Below are 26700 nucleotides of genomic sequence, written 5' to 3'. Positions count from 1 at the left end.
ATCGCCTTTTTTTTAATGAGTTATCGCAGGAATCTGTAATGTCCTCTTTTATTCCGGTCGCAAAGCTGACCCGGCGGCATCTGATCTTTCCCCTGTCGCTGGTGTTGTTTGAGTTTGCGACCTATATCGCCCATGACATGATCCAGCCCGGGATGCTGCTGGTGACTCAGGAGTTTAAGGTGGGGCCGGAGTGGGTCTCCACCTCCCTGACTGCTTACCTGGCCGGTGGCATCCTGCTGCAGTGGCTGCTTGGCCCGCTCTCGGACCGCATCGGACGGCGTCCGGTGCTGATCGGTGGCGTGACCTTCTTTATGCTCTCCTGCATCGCAACGCACTGGGTACAAAGCATTGAGCAGTTCGTTCTGCTGCGCTTCCTGCAGGGGATCAGCCTCTGTTTCATCGGTGCAGTGGGTTATGCGGCGATCCAGGAGGCGTTCACCGAGTCGCTCAGCATCAAAATGATGGCGCTGATGGCCAACGTCGCCCTGCTGGCTCCGCTGGCCGGGCCGCTGGCGGGCGCGGCGTTTCTGACCGTGGGAGAATGGCGCACGCTGTTCTGGCTGATTGGCGCTGTTGCGGCGCTGGCGCTGGCCGGGCTCTGGTATGCCATGCCTGAAACGGCGGGCGATCGTCAAAAAGCGCTGTCGCTGCGATCGATTATCAGCGGTTACGCGGCGTTGCTGAAGGATCGTCAGGTGATGCGCGGTTCACTGGCTATCGGACTGGTCAGCGTCCCCTGCATTGCCTGGGTGGCGCTTTCACCCGTCATCCTGATCCACGGCGCGCAACTGAGCCGCATCGACTATGCCCTGCTTCAGCTGCCGGTCTTTGCCGCGATGATTGCGGGCAACCTGACGCTGGGCCGTTTATCCAGCCGTCTGCCGATTGAACAGCCGGTAAAGCTGGGTGCCTGGCCAGTAGTCTGCGGACTGACCGTTGCGGTGGTTGCCACCCTGCTGAATCCGCAAAGCTATCTGTGGCTCACTGCCGGAATGAGTCTCTACGGCTTCGGCACCGGGCTGATTAACGCCGGACTTTACCGTATGACGCTCTTTTCCAGCAGCGCCGGAAAAGGCAGCGTCGCGGCACTGCTGGGCATGGTGAGCATCCTGATTATTGCGCTGGGCATTGAAGCCGCGAAAACGGCTTATTTCAGCTTCGGCACCGGCGGCTTTAGCCTGGTGAATCTGACCTGCGGTCTGCTGTGGCTCGTTCTGGTCAGCGCGTTTCTGCGCGAAAGTCAGTGTCGCCAGCAGGCACTCTGTACTGAGTAGCGTCTCGTCAGGGTAAGGGGCCGGACGCAGGCCTCTTGCTCTGACGGCATCACAACGCAGTCACTCAATCTTTATAAGCTTCTGATTTGTAGTGCAATTCTGTTCACCTGTTCGACCGCGACAAACAGCGCATTCACCACCGGGACGGACAGATGCGTTGATATGCCTGCCAGCCAGACAGATTCAGGCGACACCCTGTGGGTCAGATGCAGCTGCAAATGGTTATTCAGCCGGGGCGGTGCGGCTGAAGCGTCACGCGCATCCGCGAGGATCAGCCCATTATGGGTCATCGAATGTCTGGGCGGTGCGTAGCCGGTGGCACAGACAAGGGCATCAAAGTGTGTGATTTCGCCCTGCGGGTTGCTGAGGGTCCAGCCCGAATCAGATTTCTGCAGAGAGTCAGCCCTCAGCTTTTCAACGCTTAATAACCCGCAATCAACATAACCAAGCAATTTTTCGGCATTCTTTAAGGGCATCGCGCTGATATAGCGTCCCGTTGCCCGCAGAAAGGCGCTCAGGGAGTGCTTAACCGCCTCGGGGAGTGTGTGCGAATGCTGATTGATCGCGTTAATCATTCCGACAATCCTGTACTGCCATTCCGTTTTGTCCTGACGCGCCAGTTCACTCTCTTTCCGCAGTCGCTGGATACTCTCCGCCTCTGCGACAAACTGCTCTCTGAGGGAGGTCGCCGAGGCGTGAGCCAGCAGCCGGATCACCCATTTTCTGATGTCCGGCCTGACCTGTTCACTGATTACCGCGCTGTCTGTAAGCCAGGCGAGTCGCGAAGCCTGAATGGGTCTGAGCATGACGGCAGAGCGCACCGCCGGCAGGTCGCCGGAGGGAGAAACCAGGCTGACCCGGCACCCCTGTCGGCAAAGAACTAATGCCGCATCTATCGCGGAGAGCCGTGTTCCCACGATGAGGACATGACTATCCGGCCGGATCTTTTCCAGCATCAGTTTTTCCGGATAGGGTGAAGCAAAAAACAGAGGATCGCCCTGATAGGATGCCAGGGCCTCAGGAATCGCGGGATGCGTGTAACCGGTGCAGACGATTACCGCATCGGCTTTAATGGTGCCGCTCTGCCGGGTTTCGATAAGATAATCACCGCCCGGCTGACGCATAACCTGTTTCCCCGCATCCCTGATAAAGGAGACGCTTATGCCCTGCTGATAAGCCAGGGAGAGATAACGGGTATATCGGTCCTGAATATAATCTCCGATGATTTTACGGGAAACAAAATCTGCCAGCGTAATCTCGTTATTTGTATGCTCATGCAGGTAATGAAGTAAATCGTGATAGTGCGGCGGTAACAGAGACATTAATTCAACAGAGGTATTACAGAGGAGTTCCGGATGTTGACTGGCATAAACCTGCCCGATGGCGGGCCCCGACGCATCCAGCAGTGTAATGCGTTTGCAGGCCCCCTGTCGGACAAGGGCAATAAACGCGGCCACGCCGGTTGCGCCAGCACCAATGATAGCAACATGCAGATTATTCATAGAAACTCCATCGGGATAGGGTTATCTGTTAACTACGAACAAAATATGCACAATTATAACCACTATCATAGAGAGTGGCGGATGATTCGACTGGTATGAGAAGCTGACAGCAATCCGCATTTATTTTTTTCAGATAAGCTTTGACCAATTCGTTTCTTTATCTGCGCCCTGCGTCATTCGATGATGATTCCGCCTGCTGAGGCAATTAATAACAAAGGAATTTATCATGAAGACGTTATTTCACCCTGCGCCATGCTCTCCCTGCCTGCTCTGATTCATGTCCAACCTTTTTTGCCTGGGCCAGTCGCCTGATGCTGACGCCGGGCGAGCCTTTTCTGCCGGAAACACAGGGATAACCATGACATTGCCTTTAACCGAACAGCTGGTGCAGTGGCGACGTGAACTGCACCAGCATCCTGAACTCTCCAATCATGAATTTGCCACCACGGAACGCCTGAGCCGCTGGCTCACCGAGGCCGGAATACGGCTGTTGCCGCTGGGGCTGAAAACGGGCGTGGTGGCAGAAATGGGTCACGGTGAAGCGCTCATCGCCCTGCGTGCTGACATAGATGCGCTACCGATTGAGGAGATCACCGACCGCCCGTGGCGATCCCGCCAGCCGGGTGTGATGCACGCCTGCGGCCATGACGTTCACAGCGCCGTCATGCTGGGCGTTGCCCTGCAGCTGAAGCAGCAGGAAAGCACGCTGCCAGGCCGGGTGCGGATTCTGTTTCAGCCTGCTGAGGAGACCTTCGATGGTGCGCAGCAGCTGATCGCGGCGGGTGCGCTGGAGGGTGTGAAGGCGATATTTGGCCTGCATAATGCCCCCGACCTGCCGCTGGGCACCCTGCGCAGCCGCCCGGGCGCGTTTTATGCCAATGTAGATCGCTTTGTGATCCGCGTTACGGGCAAAGGCGCGCATGCTGCCCGCCCCCAGGAGGGCATCGATTCTATTGTGGTGGCCAGCCATATTGTGACGGCCCTGCAGACCCTGCCGAGTCGGGTGTTCAGCTCGCTGGAAACCGTCGTGCTGAGCGTCACGCGGTTTACCGCCGGGAATACCTGGAATGTGCTGCCCCAGACCGTCGAACTGGAGGGAACCGTGCGCACCCACAACAGCGCGATCCGCGAGCAGATCCCGCATCGCATCCGGGCGCTGATTCAGGGTATTGCTGGCGGATTTGGCGCGACCGCGGAACTGGCATGGACGGCTGGTCCGCCTGCGCTGATCAATACCCCGGCGTGGGTGGAGGTGGCGCTGGATGTCGCCCGCGAGAGCGGCTATCTCGCTGAACAGGCGGAGACGCCACAGATGGGTGGCGAAGATTTTGCTTTCTACCTGCAACAGGTGCCGGGCGCCTTTGTCAGCATCGGCAGTGCCAGCGAGTATGGTTTGCATCACGCCGCTTTCGATCCGGATGAGGCGCTGATAGGCCCGGCCGTGGCGTATTTTACCCGGCTGGTGCCGCGCGCGCTGCAGAGAGTGGTAGCGCAATGACGAAAAAAAAGCGTATGACGATCGCTGTTCCGGTGCCGCAACCGGTTCTCGACCACGCGGTTATTAATGTGGCCGACCAGCTGGATAACGCCAGCGCCCGCTTCCGGCGGCTCGGCTTTCAGCTCACCGCGCGGGGCCACCACTCGCTGGGTTCAAGCAATCATCTGGCTATTTTTGGCGAAAATTATCTGGAGCTGCTCGGCTATGAGCCCGGCAAAGGCAGCCAGCGTGCCGACCTGTGGAATCCACCGCTGGGACTAAGCGGACTGGTGTGGAAAAGCAGCGATGCAGAGAGTGAGTTTCTGCACCTGGAAAGACAGGATCTGGATGGCGACCCGCCTGCTGCCTTCTGGCGGCCGGTGACCCTGCCGGATGGCTCGGTCAGTGAAGCGCACTTCCGGACCGTGCGGCTGCGTGCCTCACTGATCCCCAATGGCCGATCCTTTTTCTGCGAGCATCTGACGCCGGACACGGTGTGGCAGCCCGCCTGGCAGCGCCATCCCAATGGGGTGCAGAATATCAGTGAGTTTGTCATCGTCGCGCAGGACCCGGCGCACGCGGCGCAGGTTTACAGCCGCCTTTTTGGTGCCGCAAAGGTTCTCGCCTGTCCGGAAGGCGCTTTCGTGCTGCGCGCCGGGGCTGCCACGGTGCGCTTTGCCTCCGCTGACTATGCGCAACAGCGCTTCGGCCCATTGCCGGAGGATTATGATGGCAGTGCCCGAATGGTGGCGCTGGGGTTTGCCACAACGGATCTCGCCCTGGTGAAAAACGCGTTGCTGACAGGGAATATTCTGTTCCACGAGCAGGCTGAGGCGATTGTCGTGGCGTCCGGAGAGGGCTTTAATCTGGCGCTGCGTTTTGCCTGAAGGCGGCGTGATCCCAAAAAAAACGCCCCGGCTGAGGCGTTTTTCATGGAGTGCGATCAGAAGGTGTAGCTGGCGGTGACCGAGAAATTACGCGGCTCGCCGTAGACCACCGAACTGGCGACGCTGGTGTCATACGCCTTGTCGAACAGGTTATTCAGGTTGCCCTGCAGCGACAGATTTTTATTCACCTGATAGCGGGCAAAGAGATCAACCAGCGCGTAGCTGCCCTGACGTGCCCGCCAGGTGCCATTGCCTTCCGGTGCACCGACATCGTTCCAGATGTGGGTCTGCCAGTTGACGCCGCCGCCCAGCGTCAGCGCCTGCAGGGCAGGCAGACGGTAGCTGGTGAAGAGGTTGAAGCTGGTCTGCGGCAGTTGCGGATTGAACGTCGTGCCATCGCGGTTTTCTGCGATGTAGCGCGTGCCGCCAAAGGTCATCTGCCAGTCATCGGTTAATGCGCCGTTGACCTCAAACTCCACGCCGCGACTCACCACCCCTTTGCGGCCAATATAGGCCACATCGCCGGAACCCTGAACGATCTGCGTGGTGGCTTCTCCGACATTATCCAGTTCGGTGCGGAACACGGAAAGTGAGGTAGTGAAGCGGCTGTTCATCCAGTCTGATTTCAGACCGGCCTCATAGTTTTTGCCGATCACCGGCGACAGATAGGCCCCGCTAACATCGCGATAATCCTGCGGCTGGAATACCGAAGTGTAACTGGCGTAGGCAGACCAGTTTTCGGCGAAGTCATAAATCAGACCGCCATACGGCGTGGTGTTGTTCTTCTCCATCTCACCGCCGGGTGTTTCGCGATTCCAGTTGGTGTAACGGGCGCCGAGGATCAGATGCAGCGGATCGGCCAGCGACAGACGGGTTGCCATATAGGTCGACTTCTGGTGCACCAGCTGGGTATCGCTGGCCGGCAGGCGCGGTGTCCAGGCCGATTCCGGATACTGGCCGTTGAAATCGTTGAAGTTGCCCAGCGATTCAGGCGAGATGTTCTCAAACGTACTGAAATATTTATTATCCTGACGGCTGTAACTGACGCCCACCATCAGCTCATGCTGACGTCCCAGCAGCTCATAAGGGCCGCTGGCAAAGGCATCGACCGCATCCACCTTGCGTTTTCCGGTGTTGTAACCGGTCCCGCCCACCACCGGGTAGTTGGCATAGGAGGAGACACCCGCGCCGCTGTTGCGATCGAAGAAGCCATCGAGATAGATCTGCTTACTGTCCAGACGCATCTCATTGTGCGTGCCGTTCAGCGTCAGGTTCCAGCCGTTAGCGAAGTCCTGTTTCAGGTTGACGAAGAGCTTGCGGTTCTCTTTGTCGTTGTAGGCCCAGTCAGGCGCGGTGTTATAGCCGCGACGGGCGTGGATCTGCGTCCCGTCGGTATACCAGCGCGGCGCGCCCCCCCACATCGTGGAATCGGTGTTAACCTGGCTGAACTCATACCCGACCGAGAGCGTGGCAGAGTCGGTCAGGTCGGCATCAACCACGCCATAGATAAACTGTTTTTTTGCGCCGTAGCGCTCAATGAAACTGTTGTTATCCTGCCAGCCCGCGATCAGCCGGCCACGGACATTGCCGCTGTCACTGAGCGGTGCCGAGAGATCGGCCACATAACGCTGTTTGTTCCAGCTGCCGTAGCTGGCAGAGACGGTGCCGCCGAACGTTTTGCTGTCCGCATGTTTGCGCACCATATTAATGGCGGCAGAGGGATTGCCCGGACCGGTCAGCAGACCGGTTGCCCCGCGCACCACTTCAACACGCTCATAGAGCGCCATGTCAGTCTGCGCGTCACCCAGATTCCAGCGCTCGGCAAACGCGGTCGGAATACCATCGACCATATAGTTGTCGATCAAAAAGCCGCGGGAGTAGTAGCTGGTGCGATCCATATCGACACTGACGCCGCGGATGCCGGTGGTGTTAGCCAGAACGTCATCCAGCGACTGCAGTTGCTGGTCAGCCATCCGTTGCGAACTGACGATGCTGACAGACTGTGGCACATCCCGCACGGTACCGAGCATTTTTGTGCCTGCACGGGTAACCGGTACGCTGTAATCGGTGGCAGGTGACGTTGTCACGCCGTCATCGGCAGAGGCGCTGACGGTGAGGGTCTGCTCATCGCTGACGGCGGGCGCCGCGCTTTCTGCGGCCCGTGCCGCGTTCTGTCCCAGTGAGGTGGCGACCAGGGCAGCCAGCAGGGAGAGGCGGAACAGGCGGTGCGAAGCCGTCGCGCCCGTTTCCCCGGCACGCTGAAATTCAAATGCGTTCATTTATTCCTCAATTATCTTTATGATTTTTATCTGCCACTGTCACGACCGTGCATCCTGCGGACATCGCTGCCCTGCTTTTGGTTTGAGGAACCAGAAACGTTTTCCCTGTGCGCCTGAGGCGGGTGTGATAAACCTTTAAAGCAAATGAGAAATATACGCATTGCGATTTTCATTGCAAGATTTTGTTAACAGATGATGCCGGTTTTTTCAGGAAATGATCGGTGCAGGAGAAGCCGGGAAAAGGGAGATGGGAGAAGCTGCCCGATAAATCCCGGCGGCTTTATCAGAAAAATTCGGGTGCCGTTTCGCTTACCGTCACTATAATATCCCGTAAGGGCCGTTCATTGACCTGAAGTTGTCACTCTTCATGCCACAATACCCGCCTTAACCCTTTTATTACCTTATTAAACACCAGAGATTGCAGGAATTCGCACATGCGCAAAACATCCCTTTTCAATGCGCTGATGACGACGACCGTTTTGAGTCTGTTTTCAGCCCATTCTGCCTGGTCTGCCACGCTGGTGCAGAATGTCAGTGCTGGCTGGAACACCTTCAGCAATAACGTTGCCACGACCTGGCAGCAGCCACAGGGTATCGATTTTTACCTGCCCGCTATCACGTGGCACAACCGTGCGACCTACGACCGGGAACATATTGATAAATATAATGAAAGGCCCTGGGGCGCCGGTGGCGGGATCTCCCGCTACGACGAGAAAGGCAACTGGAACGGTATCTACTTAATGGCGTTCAAGGACTCCTTTAATAAGTGGGAGCCCTTTGGCGGCTACGGCTGGGTGGCGACGTGGCGTCCGCTGGCCGATCAGAATTTCCACTGGGGCGCGGGTTATACCGCCGGTGTGACGGCCCGTCACAACTGGGATTACATCCCGGTGCCGGCGATACTGCCGCTTGCCGCCATCGGCTATGGCGATCTCGATTTCCAGATGACCTACATCCCCGGCACGCACAATAACGGCAACGTCTACTTTGCCTGGCTGCGTTACCACTTCTGACGGTCCGGTCAGCGCGCCATCGCCATGATGGCGCGCTCGTCGAGTAACAGGGTTTCACCCTCATAGCGGTGTTGCAGCTGATGATAACTTTCGCAGGCGATGATCTGTTCAACGGCAGCAGAAAAACGGTTCATGGCGATGCGCATCTGGCTCAGGTAGTCATGCGTGTCATAAACCCGATCGATCCCTTCCAGCGCATGGTTCATGATTTTGCGGGCAACGTCGTTGGGCGTGTCGAGCGCAGAGAGTTTGGATCGCGCGGTGCGGCGCAGGTCGCGCGGCGTGAAGGCTTCCAGTCCCAGCCCGCGCGGGGCGCGGATCATCCGGCGCAGCGCCTGATTGAGCGCGCCTTTAGAGAGCGGCTGCTGCGGATCGCGGGGTGCGGGCACCAGCCAGGGGGAGTCCGGATCGGCGGCCTGCATCAGAGCCTCGATGCACTGACGCATCAGCGGTGAGATTGGCAGCACATGTTCCCGCTGCGATTTATTACGCGTGCCCTGCTTCCAGAGTTCCAGCTGCAGATCAAACTCCGCTTTCTGCGCCTGCACAATCTCATCCGGTCGCCGGGCGCTGACCAGACACAACCGCAGCGCCCAGCGCGCCTGTTCCGACAGTGCCCAGTTATCCAGCCCGTGCCAGAAAACCCAGATCTCCGCATCGCTCAGCTGGCGACTGCGCGGCGGTGATGCCCGGCCCGCCACATCGCGCTTTTTCATTGAGGCAATCGGGGAGTGATCGAGATAGCCCTGCATCTCGGCCCAGGCCAGAAACTGTTTCGTCAGTGCAAAGACCCGCCGCGCCTCCTCCTTTTTCCCTTCCGCAATCAGGATGTTATAGAGACGGTTGAGACGCAGACGCGTCAGGTTTTTCAGCGGCTGAGAACCAATACCGGGCAGAACATGTTTCAGCAGGGAAGAAACGGCGATCTCCGGGCGGCGGCGGCTGATCAGCAGCGACAGTTTGACCCAGACCTTCATGACCTGCTCTACGGTTCCTTCATCCCCGAAGTTATCCAGCTCACCTAACGAGGCGCCCTTGACCTGCTCCAGCCAGATCATGACGTGCTGGCCGACATGCGCAGAGCGCACCGGGCTGGATGTCCGATCGATCACATTACTCTCCCTTTCACTCTACAGGCGGGCCATTCTACTGACTCAGTCTCTGTGACTCCAGACCTATTAAGTCTGGAGTCACAGAAACGCATTCTGATGAAATCTGAGAATCAAAACGGGCCACGACACAGAACCCGACGCCTCCCACCTGTACGCTTTCTGCACGAATTTGTCGCTCTCTGAGGCGACAGCACGATCGGGAATGCGGGAATGTAAAGATCCCCTGCTGCGATATACAATGCGAACTATTATCATTATCATACGCATTTGCTTACATACATTAACGATTCAGGGAGAACTTCTAAGTGAATGTAACTATGCGTGTCCATAAGCGCCCTGCTGCGCTGCTGCTGGCTGGCGTATTAAGTGCTTCGGCCAACGGGGCGAGTCAGGAAGAGACGGAGAAGCTGGCCGACGATCAGACCATGCTGGTCACCGCCGAAGAGGAGTTAAAGCAGCAGCCGGGGGTATCGGTGATCACCGCGCAGGACATCAGAAAGAATCCGCCGGTCAATGACCTCTCCGATATTATCCGCAAAATGCCGGGTGTTAATCTTACCGGCAACAGTGCTAACGGCGTGCGCGGCAATAATCGCCAGATCGACATTCGCGGCATGGGGCCGGAAAACACCCTGATTCTGATCGATGGCGTTCCCACCACGTCGCGCAATTCGGTTCGATACAGCTGGCGTGGCGAGCGTGACTCCCGCGGTGACTCTAACTGGGTGCCACCTGAAATGGTCGAGCGGATTGAAGTCATTCGCGGACCGGCGGCAGCCCGCTATGGTTCCGGCGCGGCCGGCGGTGTGGTGAACATCATTACCAAACGTCCCACCGATCACTGGAGCGGTTCGCTGTCGCTCTACACCAACCAGCCGGAAGATAATAAAGAAGGCGCAACGCGCCGCGCCAACTTCAATCTGAGCGGGCCGCTGGCAGGCGATGCGCTGACCATGCGTCTCTATGGCAACATCAACAAAACCGACAGTGATGCCTTCGATATTAACCAGTCGCAGAACAACTCGGCTGCCGCCGGTCGTGAAGGTGTGCGTAACAAAGACATTAACAGCGTGCTCTCCTGGAAGATCACGCCGCTTCAGGTGCTGGATTTCAGTTACGGCTATAGCCGCCAGGGCAATATCTATGCCGGTGATACGCAGTACAGCAACGGGGCCGGTAATGCGCTGATCGAATCGCTCGATGGCGCGGAGACCAACCGGCTCTATCGTCAGACCTGGGGTCTTGCCCACAATGGGATCTGGGACTGGGGACAGTCGAAACTCACCTTCAACTATGAAAAAACCAACAATACCCGCCTGAACGAAGGCACAGCCGGTTCAGGTGAAGGCCGGATCAACAGCAGAACCTTTTCGACCAGCCGTTTCGACAGTTATCGTGCTGGCGGAGAGATCAGCTTCCCGCTGGAACTGCTGCGTGAACAGACCGTGACGCTGGGCGCCGAGTGGAACCGGGATGAGCTGAACGATCCCAACTCTATGAACGGCACCCGTGCGCCAGGCGTGTCGATCAATGGAGTCAGTGGTGACCCCGGCAGTCGTAACAGTAAAAACAGCGCCACGCTCAGCTCACTCTACGTTGAAGATAACATCGCCCTGACGGACAGCACTGAAGTGATCCCCGGATTGCGCTTTGATTATCACGATACGTTCGGCGCTAACTGGAGTCCGTCGCTGAATATCTCGCAGGGACTGGGCGACAGTTTTACGCTGAAGGCGGGTATTGCCCGTGCATTCAAAGCCCCCAATCTCTATCAGTCCAGTGAAGGGTATTTACTGGCGACCCGGGGCAACGGCTGTCCGGTCAATGTTGCGCGCGGCAGCTGCTATCTGCTGGGTAATGAAAATCTTGATCCCGAAGTCAGTGTTAATAAAGAACTGGGTATTGAGTACAGCGAGCAGGGATATATTGCGGGGATCACCTGGTTCCGCAATGACTATAAAAACAAAATCGTCTCCGGTACCGAGGTGCTGGGCTACGCCTCCAATGGCAATAATATTCTGCAATGGAGTAACGGCGGCAAAGCGGTGGTTGAGGGGCTGGAGGGTAACGTCACGATTCCGCTGGTCCGGGACACACTGGAGTGGCGCACTAATGCCACCTATATGATCGAGTCTAAGGATAAGGAGACCGGAAACCCGCTGTCGATCATCCCGAAATATACCATTAATACCCTGCTCGACTGGCAGGTTACGCAGGATTTCTCGACTGACCTGAACTGGACCATGTATGGGCGTCAGAAACCGCGCCGCCATGCCGAGTCGCGGACGGAAAATGGATCGATGTCTGATCGTGAAGTGGGTGCTTATTCCGTCTTTGGCATTAACTTTAATTATGATATTACTAAAAACCTGCGCGCCAATGCCGGGATTAATAATCTGCTGGATAAACAGCTGTATCGCGAAGCTGACGGGGCTTCAACGTATAATGAACCGGGTCGTGCCTATTATGCCGGTCTGACGTTCACCTTCTGAAAATAACGCGCTTCCCTCCGGAAGCGCTTTTTCAGTGTCACATCAGGTCCTGAGCTCAATACCCCAGCTATCCACGCCCGGACTCTGCTATTTAAAGTCCACCTGCATCAGTTCTGCAATCGTGGAATTGCGCGTCGTCACCACACAGCGATCCAGATAATCGGTGAAGCGTGAAGGCCTGCTCATTCCCAGCTGCAGTAATTTTGAATTATCAAAGACCACATTCAGATTGGAAAAATGACCATATAAATTCATGGCACGCAGCATGATGCGTTCGTTACAGGGCCCGAACAGATCTTTAAAGGTTCTTCTGCTCTCCGCCAGGTGTTTATAGGAGACCTTCTGATAATCCGGTCCCAGGGCTTTTTCACCGGATGCTCTGGCCATCGCCTCGTCAATTTCCGCAAAGGTGACACTGCTCTGCGCCCCGGCAGAAATGTGAATGACCTCGTTGATCACCGCTTCCGCATCAAGCAGCAGTACCAGTGCCTCTGCGCAGTAATCAACCGGCACCACATCAATCCGATCGCCAAGTTCGCAGGTGAATTTACCCAGCGCCAGCACCATCCGGAACACCCAGAAAATGCTGGCTGAGGGAAGACAACCCTGATCGGAATGGCCCACGACAATCGAAGGACGCGCGATAACCAGCGGCAGCCCGGGCAGCTTTTCCGTCATCAGTTTTTCAATTGAGGCCTTACTCCAGGTGTACTCGACAACGTGCTGATCGCGGCTGGAGTCCAGCTCGCTCTCGGTCACCAGCGATCCCGGTTCCGGGGCGCAGGACATGGCCGTACCCACGTGGATAAACTTCTTCAGCCCCGCAACCCGGCTCATGCGCTCGGCAAACTGAAACGTGCCCTCAACATTCACTTTCCAGATAAAGGGGTTATTGCCAAAGGATGCGACGGCGGCGCAGTTAATCACGTGCGTCACGTCGTCAAGGCGCGTGTCGTGGATAAAGTTTTCCGTGAAGGCGAGGTCGCCCAGAAGAATATTGTCACTCTCTATCGTGCTGATTAATGACTCATCTAACCCAAAGTTTTTCAGGTTTGTTTTAACGCGGTTTACCCCCTCCTCAACATTTTCGCCTCTGACAAGGAGCAGCAGTCTGTCCCTGGGACTGTTCTGCAATAAACGGGCGACGACAGCGCCGCCTAAAAAACCTGTTGACCCGGTAATGAGTATATTTTTCATGATAGTGTCATTCGTTCTGGTTAATCACAGGAAAGCATTAAAGAATGTTTTCCAGAACAGGAGTGAAATTCACTTCAGTGAACTCCACTGCATGGCGTTAAATAATTTCACCGCGCTCATCTATTTAGATTTTGTTTATCTTTCAGCTGACAAAGTTAAACAATAATTAAATAGCCGCCGGCTGAACCTGCCGCCTGATTTCAACAATCTTTGCCATATGGGATCAACTCATTTTTTAATTTTTTTCGCTGAACTAATAAACATTTTCAGGAATGAAAATCAAAACGGACTATTTATTTTTTTTGCTTCATTACAGTCTTCAATATTCTCACCACGGGTTAAACAGAGAGAAAAGAGATGATCGCATTCTGCTTTCGTTTATCTGGCGTTTAATTTCGATCCAGTATGACACCCGCTGAAATAAATCACGCATTGAGGTGAAGAACGACAAAAGCGTAACGACCGGTAACTAACTTCGCGATAACTCTGACCGGGCCAGCCTGAAGTGAAAAAAAGCGGCTATGCTCTGTCGGCATGAACATACAACCACGAACACCAGGACAGGAAGAGATGAAAAAATTATCAGTTATCGTTATGGCTACCGGTCTGTTTTTGTCCGTCAACCTGCAGGCTAACGCTGCCGGATGTCTGAAGGGTGCCGTAGCAGGCGGCGTGGCAGGTCATCTTGCCCATCATGGTGTGGCTGGCGCCGCAGCCGGTTGCGCAGTCGGTCATCATATGGCGAAGAAAAAACAGAAAGAGGCTGAGCAAAACACGCAGGCACAAAAATAAACTGACCGCACGCCGCGTAATCAGGACGTCGCGCACAACAAAAGTTAATGCGTTGAGATAGCGATTATTCTTAATCTTATCCTAATATTTCTCCTGTACGATGGCGGAAGCAGACAAATATCAGATTGTGTGCATACATTCTGCTGGAACGATTAGCCTGCCTCGCGCAGGCTTTTTATTAACCCAAATCCGCCCCCGCCAGGCCTCCTCTTTTCGCGCTTCGCTTTCTGGTAGTGCCAGCCAGAACTGGAATAAAAATCACGGACGTTACAGTATCCTTAGATATCTATATTTCTCATTAAAAAACAGTAACTTCTCCTCTGGTTACAGTTCACCTATGCTGGGGGCTCACACCGTTCCGCGTCAGAGGGATCTGTTATGTTTGATATGCCGTTATCCTACAGTGCAAAGACAGTTCAGGGCCTTTATGAGGTGCTTCATACTTTCAACCTTAACGGCGCACGCTGCCATGTCATCTATGACGGAAAAGCCACCCGCGCAGCCGTGATAGAGGCTAAATCGAGCGTTAAAGGGGGAGAGATGCGGCATCAGGTGCTTGCCGTGCTGGAGATGGAACGCGTCGCCAGGATCAACACCACACTGCGTATTAAATCGTTCTGGGCTGATCCCGACGGCGAGCAGTCGGAATGTGGCGTGGTGGAACCTGACCGTCTGGCTAAAGCGCTGTATGAAACGCTGACCGCCCGGAAACGTATTACGCTGGTCGGCCTGTAGGCGTATTCAGCCCGCCCGGTGCGGGCTTTATGATGAAACGTCTATGGCTTCAGGCTATGCCGCCTTCGTTGTAAACCTCTCCCAGACTTTCAGCGCAGCCGTCACGGCTGCATCCAGTTCCTCTCCCGTTGCCCCATCCCGCGCTTCCGTCGAAAGTCCTGTCTCAAAACTGTGAAAGGTCTGTGCCAGCGCGCGCGCATCGGTGTCGGCAGCCAGCTCGCCCGCCTCTTTGGCTCTGACGACACAGCGCAAAAACCCCGACCGGGTGCGCTGGCGTTGCGTTGCCAGTAAGGTACGGATGTGCTCGTTTGAAGGGGAACAGGTATTTACGGACAAGGCGATCAGACAGCCGCTGGGATGCCCCGGATCGGTCTGCATCTTTGCGGAAGCGCGCAATGCCTGTTCTATGGCATCAAACGGCCTGAGCTCGTCGTCCCAGAGACAGTCGTTAACCTGACCATATGAGGAGAGATAACAGTCGACAACCTCTTCAAACAGCGCCTCTTTTGAGCCAAATGCGGCGTAGAAACTGGGTGCGGTAATGCCGTTGCCGAGACGGGCCTTGAGCAGAGCAAGCGAGGTGGACTCGAAGCCATGCTGCCAGAAAAGAAACATTGCCTGACGAATCGCCTCGTCCCGGTCAAACGAACGTGGACGTCCCATCTGAGCCATAGCCCCCTCCTGTTCATGCCTGTGAGACTTAAATACTAATCGATACATATGTGCTTGACAAGTGACGACCCGATCTCTAGTTTCGATAAATATACCAATCGATACAGATGTCTCGAAGTCCGCTGTCAGCGGCTTCTTTCCTTCAGTGAGATTAAAAGAGGTTAACGTGTCCGCCCATATCGAACCCAGTGAAGTCACCGCTCAGGCGGGTCTGCCGCTCGCCTCCCTGCTGGCCTTTGCCATGACCGGCTTTATCGCCATTCTGACCGAAACCCTGCCAGCCGGTCTGCTGCCGGACATCAGTCAGGGACTTGGCGTCTCTCAGGTGATGGCAGGACAGTTAGTGAGTCTCTATGCTCTGGGGTCACTGCTGGCGGCGATCCCGCTGACCGTGCTGACCAGCGGCTGGCGCCGCAAAAAAGTTCTGCTGCTCGCTATCGGGATCTTTGTCATTTTCAATACCATCACCACCTTTTCTGCCAGCTACTGGCTCACGCTGGCGGCCCGTTTTATGTCCGGTGTGGCGGCCGGGCTGGCATGGGGGATGCTGGCGGGCTATGCGCGGCGTCTTGTTTCGCCCGATTTACAGGGTCGCGCCCTGGCCATTGCCATGGTCGGCATTCCGGTTGCGTTATCCCTGGGCACACCCGCAGGCTCCTGGCTGGGAAACATGCTGGGATGGCGGGTCGCCTTTGGCGTGATGGCTGCCCTGGCGATTGTGCTGTTTATCTGGGCATGGCTTGCCGTTCCTGATCTGCCGGGACAGAAGGCAGACCGCCGTCTGCCCGTCTGGCAGGTTTTCAGGATGCCGGGTGTTCGCCCGGTGCTGGCGGTCATCTTTCTCTGGATGACCGCCCATAATATTCTTTATACCTTTATCGGGCCCTTTCTGGCGCTGTCGGGCATGAGCCACGCTGTCGGTCTTATCCTGCTGGTGTTCGGACTGGCCGCATTAACCGGGATCGGGATAACCGGCATCTGGGTCGATCGCCACCTGCGCAGGCTGGTGCTGCTTAGCCTGGCGGCACTGGCTGCGGTCTCTGTGGTGCTGGCTATGGGCATGCGGGAACAGGTTGTTATCTTCCTGGCGGTTATCGTCTGGGGATGGTCATTCGGTGGGGCATCAACCCAGATGCAGACGGCCGCCGCTGATTCGGCTGGCAACCATGTGGATGTGGTTCAGGCGATGGTGACGACCGCGTGGAATCTGGCGATCGCCAGTGGCGGCATTCTCGGCGGGCTGTTGCTCAATCGTGCCGGTGCCGCTTCATTTCCGTGGGCGCTGATGGCGCTGATGGCAGTGGCGTTTGTGATCGCCTTGCTGGCTAAACAGCAGGCTTTCCGCCCTGGAGCCAGACATCACTGACCGGTTGCAGCGTTCACGCAGGCATAAGCATGGCGCAGAGAGCAAAACAGATGCGGTCTGCGCAACACGCAGCGGTGAACAGAAAGACTAAAGCAGATAAACGAATGACGAAACGGGTCTGATTATTTCCGTCTTCTTCCCGCACTTATTAGCGCCCTCGCCTCAGCCGCGACGATCGTTTACAGGATATTTCCCTTTTCTGTCGGGTCACTATTCAGCACGCCGTTTCGGGTTTTCTGATTATCCTGGCGGGCAATAAGAGGTGCTGACTTCTGTTATTTCACTCATCGCTGACCTGAATCCTGATGTCGTCACGGGATTGACTTAGTACAGCGTGTTCATTTTTCCAGATAAAAATATTTTTCTTGTACTTTCTCTTTTTTGTGTGAAACAGAATCTCGGTTTCTCAACACATTCAGGCAATTGAATTTTAAGCATAAAATAACCAGTAAGCCTGACGGCAACCCGACAGCCGATCGGAAAACGAAACGCTAAGAAACAGAACGTAACATCACCGTTCTTTTTTAAATCAGATACCGAAGGCTTTTCACCCTATTTATTTTAATCCGCAGGCGGAAATCGTCCTGACAATGAGCAGGCTGCTGAAATCGCCATATACTGAATGCATATTCTTTTCGGAATATAAACGCATTCAATTTATGGCAACGCAGCAGGCGGCATTTCCGCGCCACTGCTCAGGAGAGATTAACATGGATCAAACCGCATTTTTGATCGGGTTTTCGGTCATGGCAATTGCGTCACTGGTTATTTACGCCACCGGCAGCAAAACATTTCCTTCCCGTCATCATACCCTCATGCATGCATCCGTCCCGTTTATCGCCGCCACCGCCTATCTGGCCATGGCATTCGGGTTCGGTAATCTGACGCTGGACAGCGGCAGCACCGTCTATCTGGCGCGTTACGCTGACTGGTCGATTACGACGCCGATTTTACTGGCAGGACTGGTTATGCTCGCCTTCCATGAACACGGTAAACCCGGTGAAATGGGCGGTTTTCTCACTGCCATCATCGTGCTGGATGTCATGATGATTATTACCGGTCTGGTTTCGTCACTGGCTGAAACGGCGGCGGCGAAATGGGTCTGGTACCTCTGGTCCTGTGCCGCGTTTCTGGGAGTGGTTTACCTGCTCTGGGGACCGCTTCGCACCATGGCGGCCAATCGCGGCAGTGCACTGGCGGGTGCCTATAATAAAAATGTCGCACTGCTGACCGTCGTCTGGTTCATCTATCCGATTGTGTTCCTCGTCGGTCCGGAAGGCCTGAAAATCATTACCGATCCCTCATCGGTCTGGGCATTTTTAGTACTGGATATCATCGCGAAGGTCTTCTATGCCTTTTACGCGGCGGCTAATCTGGAAAAAGCGCTCGACCATACCCGCCGCACGGGTACCGTGAAGTGATAACACGATCAGGGGCCGGATGGATGGCTCTGTGGGGGGCAGCCCTGGCTGCCTCCTTCTGCCCGCTGTCCGTACAGGTGCTGTTTGCGGTTATCGCTATCGGGATTATCGGCATGGCGCACGGCGCCAGCGATCTGGACGTGGTTCAGCGTCGCCGCCGGCTGCCGTTTCTTGCCCTGTATGGCGCAGTGATTGCGCTCTGTCTGCTCTGGTGGCACCGCGCGCCAGGGCTGGCGTTGCCCGGCTTTCTGATCGCCTCAGCTGTCCATTTTGCCCTTGAGGATGCACCGCACGGCGGACTGACAGAACGTCTGGCGCGGGGGATCACGATGATAGCGGCCCCGGCCACCCTTCATCTGCCCGCGTTCAGGTCTATCCTGCATCAGGCCGGGCTGGCATCTGTCATGCCGGGGTCTGTGACGGCGGCCCTTGCGATCCTCGGTGGCATCGGTGCGCTGGGGCTGACCCTCACCGGGCTTCTTCGGCGGGATGGACATCTTATCGCGGGCATTCTGGCGCTGCTGCTACTGCCGCCTTTCGTCGGCTTCTCGATGGGATTTTTGATTCTGCACGCGCTGCCACAAACCCGACTGCGCCGTGACCAACTGGGCTTTACCACGTACGCGGGCTATCTCCATCTGACCTGGCCGATATTCACCGCGGCCATACTGCTGGCCTCGCTGATCATTTATATGATGTTACCCGGTGACGCTGCGGGCATCCGGTCGCTGTTTGCCGCCCTTGCCGCGCTCGCCCTTCCGCATATGCTGGTGACACCCTGGTTTGAACCGCCGCAGCAGGCGTGAGGCGGTCTTAAAGGGCCAGTCCCGACTCAGCAATAAAATCGATAAAACAGCGGACCCGGGCGGAGAGGTAGCGGCCGGAGGGCCACACGGCGGAGAAGTGCCCCTGCTGTGTACAGCAACCCTGCATTACTTCTTTTAGCTGTCCCTCAGCCAGCGCGTCGCGAACGGCGAAGTCGGGCAGATAGCTGATACCCATTCCCGATAAGCTCAGGCCAATCGCCGCTTCAATGTTATTTACCGTCAACACCGATGCCGCTCTGGGTTCAGCACCGGGCCGCAGCCCCTGAAGCTCCCATGTCTGTAGCAAGCCGGTGGCGGGCAGGCGGAAAAAAATGCACCTGTGTTCAGCCAGATCATCCGCTGACGCCGGAACCCCAGAATTGTTCAGATAAGCGGGACTGGCGCAGAGGAGGAAGCGGAAATGACCCACCCTTTTTGCCGTCAGCCTGGAATCAGCTAACTCGCCGCTGCGGATCGCCACGTCAAACCCTTCGTCAATGATATTCACCAGCCGGTCGCTGAAATCCAGATCCAGTTCGATCTGAGGATAATGGCGGGTAAACGCGGGGAGCGCAGGAAGCAGTAATCTGTAGCCCGCGGCGGGGAGTGAGACCCGGAGTCTGCCTGCGGGTTCTGCGGCACTGCTCGCCAGTGCTGACTCAGCTTCCTGAAGCTGTTCCAGGATCGCTTTGCATCGGGTGAGTAGTGCCGCCCCTTCCGTCGTCAGGCTCACATTTCTTGTGCTGCGGTTAAAAAGCCGCACGCCCAGTTTTTGCTCCAGTCTGGCGACGTTTTTACCGACTGCTGACGCTGAAATCCCCAGCAGTCGCGAAGCCTGAACAAAGCTCAGCGTCTCGGCTGTCCGTACAAAAGAGGTAAGAGAAGTCAGGCTATCCATCGATTATCAACTTTATGTCCATTGAGACCGTCCATCCAGTCTATTTATCCACTCAGATGTCCGCAATAACATCGCAGCAGTTTTCACTCATTCGCTGTCAGGATAAAAGGTCTTGTTATGTCATACAGAGCCCGCGCGCTTTTTCGCCACACCAGAACCCCAGCCGCCCTTACCGTTTTTATGGCGGCGCTGCTTTTGCCGTTGAGTTTCACCGGCGGTGTGGTTACCACGCCTGCCATCCAGCACATGCTGGGCGGTTCCCCTGGCGAGCTGTCATGGCTGACGAATGGATTTATGCTGACGTTTGGCAGTTTTCTGCTGACAGCAGGCATTGCTGCAGACGCCCTCGGCAGAAAACCTGTTTTTATCGCTGGCGCAGCGCTGTTCTGTCTCTGCAGTCTCATCATCGGCGAGATGAACAACCTGATAATGCAGGGCCTGCTCAGGTCCCTGCAGGGGCTGGCCGCGGCCATGCTCTTAGCCAGCGGCAGCGCGCTGCTGGCCGGGATCTATGAGGGCGCAGACCGGACGCGGATGTTCAGCCTGCTCGGCACCCTCTTCGGCGCTGGCTTAGCGTTTGGACCGCTGGCGGTGGGCTTTATTACCGATACCCTCGGCTGGCGCTGGGTCTATATCCTGTTTGCGCTGCTTTCAGGGGGCGTGCTGCTCGCTGGCAGAGCATACCTGCCGCTATCGGCGCTGAACGCCTCTCATCCGGCAGATAAAGCCGGGCTGACGCTGTTTACTGCGGCGCTGATTCTGTTTACCACTGCGATGATGCTGTTATCCACGTTCGGGTTTTTATCCCCTCTGCCGCTGGTGCTGTTCCTCTGCTCCATGCTGCTTCTGGGTGCATTTATTGTGCGTTGCCAGCGTACTGCCCATCCTGTGCTCGATATTTCCCTGCTGCGCAGCCCGCGCTTCGCCGGGATTCTGCTGCTGCCGGTGGCAACCTGCTACTGCTACGTTGTGCTGTTGATCATCGTTCCGCTGCACTTTATGGGGGGAAATGGATTCAGTGAGTCGCGAAGTGCACTTTTTCTTATGGCCCTGACTGCACCGATGCTGGTTCTTCCCGCCTGCGCCGCCGTGCTGACGCGCTGGTTTTCACCGTCCGTGGTGTCAGCATCCGGGCTGATGATCGCGGCAGCCGGGTTACTTTTCCTCGGGCAGGCGTTACAGGGTCACAGCACCCTGCTGCTTATCGTCGCATTGCTGATAACCGGTGCAGGCGCGGCGCTGCCGTGGGGGCTAATGGATGGACTTGCCCTCTCTGCGGTTCCGGTTGAAAAAGCCGGGATGGCGGCCGGCCTGTTCAACACCGTTCGTGTAGCGGGAGAAGGCATCGCGCTGGCGATGGTTTCCGCCTTTCTTACCAGAATGAACGCTGTGAACCTCAGCAAAAGCGTTCAGGGGCTGACATCAGCGGAGATGCACCAGGCTGCAGCCTGGCTGGGAGGCGGCAATCTTAAGCAGGCAATAACACTTTTACCCGGCGTTTCCCGCGCAGTGGTCCAGAATAGTTATGACAGCGCCTATCTGTGCCTTTTCCGGGTGCTGGCAGCCATCACACTGTGTTGCGCGCTGGCCGTCCTGGCCCTGTCGGGCCAGCCGCGCCGGGAAAACACCTTTTCTGAGGAGAGTGAATAACCTATGCGAATCCCTGACTATCCCTCGACAGATTCAGATAAGTGGGCACAGGTGGATGCCTGGTTTTCTGAAAAGCTTGCGCCCGAAGAAGCTGAATTAAATTTCGCGCTCACTAACAACGCAAAGCAGGGCTTACCTGCTCATGATGTGTCTGCTTTGCAGGGAAAAATGTTGTCACTGTTCGTCTGGATGTCGCAGGCCGTCCGGGTTCTTGAAATTGGTACGCTTGGTGGATACAGCACGATCTGGATGGCCAGAGCGCTTCCTCAGCATGGAAGCGTGACCACTATCGAATACAGTGCGCATCATGCAGAGGTCGCCCGCCAGAATATCCATCAAGCCGGGCTGACGCACTGCGTTACGCTGCACACTGGCGCAGCGCTTGATATCCTGCCTGACCTGGAGGCGCCCTTTGATCTGATTTTTATTGATGCTGACAAGGTGAACAATCCACGTTATCTGGAATGGGCCATCAGACTTTCTCGCCCGGGCACGGTTATCGTCGGTGATAACACGGTGCGTGGCGGACAGGTGCTTGATGCGGAGAGTCACGATCCTAATGTCCGGGGCCTGCGTGAGTTTGTCCGGATGATTGCTGAGGATGAGCGGCTTGACGCCACCGCCATTCAGACGGTGGGTGAGAAGGGATGGGATGGTTTTGTGCTGGCCCTGGTTAAGGCCGGGCGCGCTGTCAGTCCAGGCTGATAACAATCTTCCCGAATGCGCCCCGGTCAAGATGCGCCAGTGCCGCAGGCAGTTCATCGAACCGGTACGCTTTATCGATGACCGGCTTCAGGTTTATGACATCCACCGCCCGGACCAGATCTTCCAGCGCCCGCCGGTGCCCCACGCCGATGCCCTGAACCGTCGGAGATTTGAGCAACAGCAGTCCGCCAGAGGCTGACGTATCGTGCGTGTCCATCATCCCGATCAGGGAGATGCGGCCATGTGAGGCGACAGCGCGGACAGAATCGGCGAAGTTACGCCCGCCGACGGTGTCTATCACATGGTCAATACCCCTATCGTGCGTCAGGCGGTAAACGGCTTCGACCCACTCTTCCTTTTGACGGTTAATGCCATGGGTTGCCCCCAGCGCGGTTGCTGCCGTCAGCTTCTCATCACTGGAGGAGGTGATAAAGACCTCTGCACCCATCGCACGGGCGATCTGAAGTGCAAACAGAGCCACCCCGCCGGTTCCCTGCACCAGAACGCTTTCGCCCGCTTTAAGGCCGCCGCGTTCAATCAGTGCAAACCAGGCGGTCAGCCCCGCACAGACCAGGGTGCTGGCTTCCGCATCGCTCAGCGTTTGCGGGGCGTTGACCAGCCACGCTTCGTTCATCACCACATATTCTGCCAGCACGCCCTGCAAGGCGTAGCCGAGGGTGTTGTAGTGCGGATTTCTGGCGTTGTTAACCGCCTTTCCCTCGATCCAGTCTGCGTTGAACGAGGAGATGACGCGATCACCCTGTTTAAAACGAGATGTGCCCGGACCGACAGCCTCAACCACGCCGGCCATATCGGAACCTGGCGTAAAGGGCATCGGCATTCCTTTTCCCATCCCACCTTCAATAATGACCTTATCCCGGAAGTTAAGGGCAACGGCACTTACCCGGACCAGCACTTCGCCCGGACCCGGCTGCGGGATGGCGGTCTCGGTGAGTGTCAGATGCTGACGGCCAATCTCATTCAGTGTCCAGCGTTTCATGGTGTGATTCATCGCGATTCCTGTAGGGGTTAAGAGCAGAGATCAGAATCGTAACATTGCCTTTTAAGATACGACGGCGATACTATTTCTCGTCATTGATTCCGCTGAGGCGACAATATGAAAAGCGAAATGAACACCATTCCGGTATTTGTGGCCGTGGCTGAATCCATGAGTTTCTCTCAGGCAGCTGAGCGGCTGCACGTTACGCGCTCTGCCGTCGCAAAAACCATCGCCCGTCTCGAAGAGAGACTTGGCGTCACGCTGTTTAACCGCACCACCCGCAAACAGAGTCTTACCGATGAAGGCGCGCTCTATTATGAATATTGCCGCCGGGCGATGAACGAACTCAAGGCTGCCGAGGATCTGCTGGAGAGCGGCAAGCTGCAGGCCAGCGGTAAACTTCGCGTATCGGTGCCGGTGCTGCTGGGGCACCTCTGTGTCTCGCCTGTCTTCTCCGCGCTGGCGAAAGCGCACCCGAAGCTGGAACTGGAGATATCTTTCAGCGATCGTCAGGTCGATTTGTCCGGGGAGGGTTTCGATCTGGCAGTCAGGATTGGCGCGCTGGCTGACAGTAGCAGCCTGATAGCCCGGCGGCTGGCTTATCACACGATGGTCTTCTGCGCGTCACTGGACTATCTCAGCCAGGCTGGCGAACCGGCATCCCCGGATGAACTCCGGCACCATGCGGCAGTAGCCTACATCCGTGGCGGACAGGTGCTGAAGTGGCAGGTCAAAAATGAACGGGGTGACGCGGTTGAGATTTCGCCGCCTGCCCGATTCACCCTGGATGATATGCAGGCGGTAAAAGATATGACGCTGACGGGGGCCGGTATCGCCTGGTTACCTTACTGGCTGGTGCGGGACGACCTCATCAGCGGCAGCCTGAAACAGATACTGAAAGAACATACCTCCGGAAAGTGGCCGGTTTCTGTCGTCTGGCTGCGCACGCCGCATCAGTCGCTGAAAGTCAGGCTGGCTATTCAGGCGCTGTTCAGCGCCCTGCCAGCGATGATGGACGCCGCCGAAGCACAGGTCTGATGGCGTGCCATAAACATCAGACACAAACCTGATGCGTGATGACAGCGCCGGGGCTGTAGTGCTGTAGGTTAGGGGCTTTATGTCCTGGCGAGTCATTGAGCTGAGCAGACCGAAGAGATCCAGCCCAAAAAAAAGCCCTGACAGGATTGCCAGGGCTGAATAAAAAATCTCTCGAGGGTCATCTACCCATCGTTAAAGCCAATCTACCACAAAAAATGCCAAAGTAAATAGCAAGCGATAAAATCGCTAATTTATTTATAGCCTGCTATTCACATAGCCGCATAACCGCTTTTTCTCTGACACGACGCTGACGTTTCTTCATGCTGTTTCAGCCGCCTTCCCATCCCCCTCCCCCGCCGTCACAAGGAAAAAATCAAATTCCGCCGGGAACTGCCGATAACAGCAGATAGCGACATTGCCTACGCAGGAGAAAGCACCCATGTCATTACCCGATACCCATAGTGAGCAACAGGAAATCACCGAGATCACGGCGCGTGCGGGTGCTATCCTGCGGACGCTTCGGGACAGTCTGCAACAGCTCGGACTGGATAAAACCATTGCCGAGGTTGCGGGCAGCATCCCCAACGCGCGTGAAAGGCTGGGCTACGTGGTCACACTGACCCGTGAAGCCGCAGATGAGGTTATTAACAGCGTTGAAATCACTCAGCCGGTGCAGACTCAGCTGACAGAAAAAGCGGATCGATTACTGCAGCGCTGGAATGCCACGTCAGCAGAGCCCCTGACGAAAGAGCAAACACATCTGTTAGCGGCAGATACCGTTGCCCTGCTGGACGATGTCCCTCATGCCACGAATCTGACACGTCAGCATCTGCACGCCATTATGATGGCGCAGGGATTCCAGGATATTACCGGACAGATCGTGCAGGCGATGATGGCGGTGCTGAATCAGGCTGAGCAGCAGTTAATCCAGGTGATCCGCGATAAATCAGCCTCGCCAGCCAGCGCCGCGCGCGCTACGCCGCCGGCACCTGCTTTCTCCGCTGAACCTGCCGCCAGTCAGGATGATGTCGATGATCTGCTGGCCAGTCTGGGGATATAGACCGGCTGCGTGAAGACGTATGGCGGCCATCAACGCCGCCAGAAGATCCTTCCAGTCAGTGATTGTGATCCCGCAGAAAAACGGTCAGCACATCTTTGGGCGGAACACCACCGCACTCCGAGATTAACCAGCCTGTCGCGCCGCGGTGGTAGCTTCCATGCAAAAGCATGTGATTCAGCATATCAACGGCCCTCATTCTGCCCTCGCCCCCATCGACAAAACGGAATGTAATCATTTCGTCTAAATCGGCGGGAGAGAGTGCGCTGACATATTCGATATATCCGTTGGTACAGGCGGCCATTTTAACTTCAAGCTCTTCTGCTGAGGGTGTTTCAGGCGTGTTCAGGGCCGTATAGCCGTGCGGCTTCCCCGAAATATTGGCGCTGAAAATCATGTCTGTCACATAGATGTGGTTCATCAGCCTTAACATCAGGTGACGTTTATGTGCATCAGCATTTGTCGCTAAGGCCTTTAATCGTTTTAAGAGTTTCGGCATCAATCCAGCGTTTGAATTTTAAAAGTGTAACCAGTGTGTCCCTGTCCATGCTTTTTCCTGATTAGCCTGTTCTGATAGCCTGACAATAATACACAGCTTGTCGCAGCATTTAATCTTGCAGGTATTACCTGCCCTCACCCGTTTTGCAACCTGACGATGAATCTGGCTGATAAGACTCCGCCAGCGTTGAGCGGAGTCTCTGTTACGGGGTTAATCAAACACACCGTTGATGACGGCGGTCACGACTGCCGTACTCAGGGCAATCAGCACTAAATCGTCGCCCACGGCTCGCCACTCGTAGCCCGGATAGTAAGGCAGATCGTTTAGCATGGAAGCGGGCAACGCTTTTTTCGCAATGCCGGGCGGCAACGGTTTACCGCGTGCCACTTTCTTCGCGATGCCCGGCGGCAGGGACTGATAGCCAACCAGGCCATAGTTGACGGCAAGGCTCCTTGCACGAGAGAAGTTGATGTCGGCGTCTACGCGATCGGGTTTCCCGGCATTTTTACGATGTCCATGTTCGTTTTTTGATTTTGCGTTACCCGGCCCTTTATTGCCGTGCGCGCCATTGTTCCCGTGATTCCCGTTACCCTGACCACCGCCGTGACCGTTGCCATTGCCATTGCCAGGATTTGCATAAACCGGTGCAGCACAGACGGCAAAACCTATAACCAGCGCAACGGCTGCTTTAAGAGTACGTTGCTTAAGCATGATGGAATTCCTTAATATCGATTGCGTCTCTGAAATATTAGCTAACGCGGCAAAGTTAACAATCTCACGATCTCTCAAAGCAGCGTTTCCTGCTTTAAGAAAAAGATTATTTTAATG

General features: G+C 56.1%; 22 protein-coding genes and 1 pseudogene. 14 read left to right on the top strand and 9 right to left on the bottom strand.

The window, feature by feature from the left end; all coding sequences use genetic code 11:
* Window positions 1-38 precede the first annotated feature (38 nt).
* Window positions 39-1274 carry an MFS transporter gene (locus tag S7A_RS18890; RefSeq protein WP_009092928.1) on the top strand — a complete coding sequence of 412 codons (1236 nt, stop codon included), beginning with the start codon at window positions 39-41 and terminating at the stop codon, window positions 1272-1274.
* 71 nt (window positions 1275-1345) lie between these two features.
* Here S7A_RS18890 and S7A_RS18885 read toward each other — a convergent pair whose 3' ends face one another.
* Window positions 1346-2776, bottom strand: a complete 1431-nt coding sequence (locus tag S7A_RS18885) for an FAD/NAD(P)-binding protein (protein WP_009092927.1) — start codon at window positions 2774-2776, stop codon at window positions 1346-1348.
* A 358-nt stretch (window positions 2777-3134) separates the two neighbouring features.
* Here S7A_RS18885 and S7A_RS18880 point away from each other — a divergent pair, with 358 nt between their 5' ends.
* Together S7A_RS18880 and S7A_RS18875 are read left to right on the top strand one after the other, a co-directional pair.
* On the top strand, window positions 3135-4274 hold the full coding sequence (locus tag S7A_RS18880; protein ID WP_033736760.1) for an amidohydrolase: 1140 nt from the start codon (window positions 3135-3137) through the stop codon (window positions 4272-4274).
* A gap of 20 nt (window positions 4275-4294) precedes the next feature.
* Window positions 4295-5140 (top strand): VOC family protein, encoded by an 846-nt coding sequence (locus S7A_RS18875; protein ID WP_033736817.1) that lies wholly within the window; start codon window positions 4295-4297, stop codon window positions 5138-5140.
* Window positions 5141-5196: 56 nt separating this feature from the next.
* Here the strand turns inward: S7A_RS18875 and fhuE are convergent, their stop codons facing one another.
* On the bottom strand, window positions 5197-7419 hold the full coding sequence (gene fhuE / locus S7A_RS18870) for a ferric-rhodotorulic acid/ferric-coprogen receptor FhuE (RefSeq protein WP_009092924.1): 2223 nt from the start codon (window positions 7417-7419) through the stop codon (window positions 5197-5199).
* A gap of 434 nt (window positions 7420-7853) precedes the next feature.
* Here fhuE and pagP point away from each other — a divergent pair, with 434 nt between their 5' ends.
* The gene (gene pagP, locus S7A_RS18865) at window positions 7854-8432 is read left to right on the top strand and encodes a lipid IV(A) palmitoyltransferase PagP (protein WP_009092923.1); all 579 of its coding nucleotides are present in this window, start codon (window positions 7854-7856) and stop codon (window positions 8430-8432) included.
* 8 nt (window positions 8433-8440) lie between these two features.
* Here pagP and S7A_RS18860 read toward each other — a convergent pair whose 3' ends face one another.
* The gene (locus S7A_RS18860; protein ID WP_050544669.1) at window positions 8441-9490 is read right to left on the bottom strand and encodes a site-specific integrase; all 1050 of its coding nucleotides are present in this window, start codon (window positions 9488-9490) and stop codon (window positions 8441-8443) included.
* 371 nt (window positions 9491-9861) lie between these two features.
* Between S7A_RS18860 and S7A_RS18855 the strand changes: the two genes are divergently transcribed.
* Window positions 9862-12036, top strand: coding sequence for a TonB-dependent siderophore receptor (locus S7A_RS18855; RefSeq protein WP_009092921.1), 2175 nt, complete (start codon window positions 9862-9864; stop codon window positions 12034-12036).
* An 87-nt stretch (window positions 12037-12123) separates the two neighbouring features.
* On the opposite strand, the gene S7A_RS18850 is transcribed toward S7A_RS18855, so the two are convergent.
* Entirely contained in the window at window positions 12124-13233 is a 1110-nt protein-coding gene (locus S7A_RS18850) for an SDR family oxidoreductase (protein WP_009092920.1), read from the bottom strand.
* A 570-nt stretch (window positions 13234-13803) separates the two neighbouring features.
* On the opposite strand from S7A_RS18850, the gene S7A_RS18845 reads away from it, so the two are divergent.
* Window positions 13804-14025 (top strand): hypothetical protein, encoded by a 222-nt coding sequence (locus S7A_RS18845; protein WP_009092919.1) that lies wholly within the window; start codon window positions 13804-13806, stop codon window positions 14023-14025.
* Window positions 14026-14403: 378 nt separating this feature from the next.
* On the top strand, window positions 14404-14760 hold the full coding sequence (locus S7A_RS18840; protein WP_009092918.1) for a hypothetical protein: 357 nt from the start codon (window positions 14404-14406) through the stop codon (window positions 14758-14760).
* Window positions 14761-14814: 54 nt separating this feature from the next.
* Here S7A_RS18840 and S7A_RS18835 read toward each other — a convergent pair whose 3' ends face one another.
* Window positions 14815-15432: a TetR/AcrR family transcriptional regulator gene (locus S7A_RS18835; RefSeq protein WP_009092917.1), complete on the bottom strand. Its 618-nt coding sequence runs from the start codon at window positions 15430-15432 to the stop codon at window positions 14815-14817.
* A gap of 166 nt (window positions 15433-15598) precedes the next feature.
* Here S7A_RS18835 and S7A_RS18830 point away from each other — a divergent pair, with 166 nt between their 5' ends.
* The 3 genes from S7A_RS18830 (at window position 15599) to S7A_RS18820 (ending at window position 19025) form a co-directional block, all read left to right on the top strand.
* Window positions 15599-16798 carry an MFS transporter gene (locus tag S7A_RS18830; RefSeq protein WP_009092915.1) on the top strand — a complete coding sequence of 400 codons (1200 nt, stop codon included), beginning with the start codon at window positions 15599-15601 and terminating at the stop codon, window positions 16796-16798.
* Between the two features lie 710 nt (window positions 16799-17508).
* Window positions 17509-18219 carry a bacteriorhodopsin gene (locus tag S7A_RS18825; protein ID WP_033736758.1) on the top strand — a complete coding sequence of 237 codons (711 nt, stop codon included), beginning with the start codon at window positions 17509-17511 and terminating at the stop codon, window positions 18217-18219.
* Window positions 18220-18242: 23 nt separating this feature from the next.
* The gene (locus tag S7A_RS18820) at window positions 18243-19025 is read left to right on the top strand and encodes a Brp/Blh family beta-carotene 15,15'-dioxygenase (protein WP_009092913.1); all 783 of its coding nucleotides are present in this window, start codon (window positions 18243-18245) and stop codon (window positions 19023-19025) included.
* A gap of 7 nt (window positions 19026-19032) precedes the next feature.
* On the opposite strand, the gene S7A_RS18815 is transcribed toward S7A_RS18820, so the two are convergent.
* The gene (locus tag S7A_RS18815) at window positions 19033-19923 is read right to left on the bottom strand and encodes a LysR substrate-binding domain-containing protein (RefSeq protein ID WP_009092912.1); all 891 of its coding nucleotides are present in this window, start codon (window positions 19921-19923) and stop codon (window positions 19033-19035) included.
* 117 nt (window positions 19924-20040) lie between these two features.
* On the opposite strand from S7A_RS18815, the gene S7A_RS18810 reads away from it, so the two are divergent.
* The gene (locus S7A_RS18810) at window positions 20041-21573 is read left to right on the top strand and encodes an MFS transporter (protein ID WP_009092911.1); all 1533 of its coding nucleotides are present in this window, start codon (window positions 20041-20043) and stop codon (window positions 21571-21573) included.
* 3 nt (window positions 21574-21576) lie between these two features.
* On the top strand, window positions 21577-22278 hold the full coding sequence (locus S7A_RS18805) for an O-methyltransferase (protein ID WP_009092910.1): 702 nt from the start codon (window positions 21577-21579) through the stop codon (window positions 22276-22278).
* On the opposite strand, the gene S7A_RS18800 is transcribed toward S7A_RS18805, so the two are convergent.
* Entirely contained in the window at window positions 22265-23290 is a 1026-nt protein-coding gene (locus S7A_RS18800) for an NAD(P)-dependent alcohol dehydrogenase (protein ID WP_009092909.1), read from the bottom strand. The genes S7A_RS18805 and S7A_RS18800 overlap by 14 nt on opposite strands.
* A 105-nt stretch (window positions 23291-23395) precedes the next feature.
* On the opposite strand from S7A_RS18800, the gene S7A_RS18795 reads away from it, so the two are divergent.
* Both S7A_RS18795 and S7A_RS18790 read left to right on the top strand, forming a co-directional pair.
* Entirely contained in the window at window positions 23396-24316 is a 921-nt protein-coding gene (locus tag S7A_RS18795; RefSeq protein ID WP_009092908.1) for a LysR family transcriptional regulator, read from the top strand.
* Between the two features lie 439 nt (window positions 24317-24755).
* Window positions 24756-25376, top strand: coding sequence for a protein phosphatase CheZ (locus S7A_RS18790; RefSeq protein ID WP_009092907.1), 621 nt, complete (start codon window positions 24756-24758; stop codon window positions 25374-25376).
* Window positions 25377-25431: 55 nt separating this feature from the next.
* Here S7A_RS18790 and S7A_RS18785 read toward each other — a convergent pair.
* Window positions 25432-25921 (bottom strand): annotated as a pseudogene (locus S7A_RS18785) (DinB family protein).
* A 161-nt stretch (window positions 25922-26082) separates the two neighbouring features.
* Window positions 26083-26583, bottom strand: a complete 501-nt coding sequence (locus S7A_RS18780; protein ID WP_009092905.1) for an anti-virulence regulator CigR family protein — start codon at window positions 26581-26583, stop codon at window positions 26083-26085.
* Window positions 26584-26700: the final 117 nt, after the last annotated feature.

It is taken from the genome of Pantoea sp. Sc1 (assembly GCF_000255315.1).
Taxonomy (GTDB): domain Bacteria; phylum Pseudomonadota; class Gammaproteobacteria; order Enterobacterales; family Enterobacteriaceae; genus Pantoea; species Pantoea anthophila.
This window is presented reverse-complemented; position numbering and strand designations above follow the sequence as displayed.

Bases quoted from the DNA above. Each gene is read 5' to 3' on its own strand.
- S7A_RS18890 (WP_009092928.1), top strand. From the start codon at position 39: ATGTCCTCTTTTATTCCGGTCGCAAAGCTGACCCGGCGGCATCTGATC.
- S7A_RS18885 (WP_009092927.1), bottom strand. From the start codon at position 2,776: ATGAATAATCTGCATGTTGCTATCATTGGTGCTGGCGCAACCGGCGTG.
- S7A_RS18880 (WP_033736760.1), top strand. From the start codon at position 3,135: ATGACATTGCCTTTAACCGAACAGCTGGTGCAGTGGCGACGTGAACTG.
- fhuE (WP_009092924.1), bottom strand. From the start codon at position 7,419: ATGAACGCATTTGAATTTCAGCGTGCCGGGGAAACGGGCGCGACGGCT.
- pagP (WP_009092923.1), top strand. From the start codon at position 7,854: ATGCGCAAAACATCCCTTTTCAATGCGCTGATGACGACGACCGTTTTG.
- S7A_RS18860 (WP_050544669.1), bottom strand. From the start codon at position 9,490: ATGATCTGGCTGGAGCAGGTCAAGGGCGCCTCGTTAGGTGAGCTGGAT.
- S7A_RS18855 (WP_009092921.1), top strand. From the start codon at position 9,862: ATGCGTGTCCATAAGCGCCCTGCTGCGCTGCTGCTGGCTGGCGTATTA.
- S7A_RS18850 (WP_009092920.1), bottom strand. From the start codon at position 13,233: ATGAAAAATATACTCATTACCGGGTCAACAGGTTTTTTAGGCGGCGCT.
- S7A_RS18845 (WP_009092919.1), top strand. From the start codon at position 13,804: ATGAAAAAATTATCAGTTATCGTTATGGCTACCGGTCTGTTTTTGTCC.
- S7A_RS18840 (WP_009092918.1), top strand. From the start codon at position 14,404: ATGTTTGATATGCCGTTATCCTACAGTGCAAAGACAGTTCAGGGCCTT.
- S7A_RS18835 (WP_009092917.1), bottom strand. From the start codon at position 15,432: ATGGCTCAGATGGGACGTCCACGTTCGTTTGACCGGGACGAGGCGATT.
- S7A_RS18825 (WP_033736758.1), top strand. From the start codon at position 17,509: ATGGATCAAACCGCATTTTTGATCGGGTTTTCGGTCATGGCAATTGCG.
- S7A_RS18820 (WP_009092913.1), top strand. From the start codon at position 18,243: ATGGCTCTGTGGGGGGCAGCCCTGGCTGCCTCCTTCTGCCCGCTGTCC.
- S7A_RS18815 (WP_009092912.1), bottom strand. From the start codon at position 19,923: ATGGATAGCCTGACTTCTCTTACCTCTTTTGTACGGACAGCCGAGACG.
- S7A_RS18810 (WP_009092911.1), top strand. From the start codon at position 20,041: ATGTCATACAGAGCCCGCGCGCTTTTTCGCCACACCAGAACCCCAGCC.
- S7A_RS18805 (WP_009092910.1), top strand. From the start codon at position 21,577: ATGCGAATCCCTGACTATCCCTCGACAGATTCAGATAAGTGGGCACAG.
- S7A_RS18800 (WP_009092909.1), bottom strand. From the start codon at position 23,290: ATGAATCACACCATGAAACGCTGGACACTGAATGAGATTGGCCGTCAG.
- S7A_RS18795 (WP_009092908.1), top strand. From the start codon at position 23,396: ATGAAAAGCGAAATGAACACCATTCCGGTATTTGTGGCCGTGGCTGAA.
- S7A_RS18790 (WP_009092907.1), top strand. From the start codon at position 24,756: ATGTCATTACCCGATACCCATAGTGAGCAACAGGAAATCACCGAGATC.
- S7A_RS18780 (WP_009092905.1), bottom strand. From the start codon at position 26,583: ATGCTTAAGCAACGTACTCTTAAAGCAGCCGTTGCGCTGGTTATAGGT.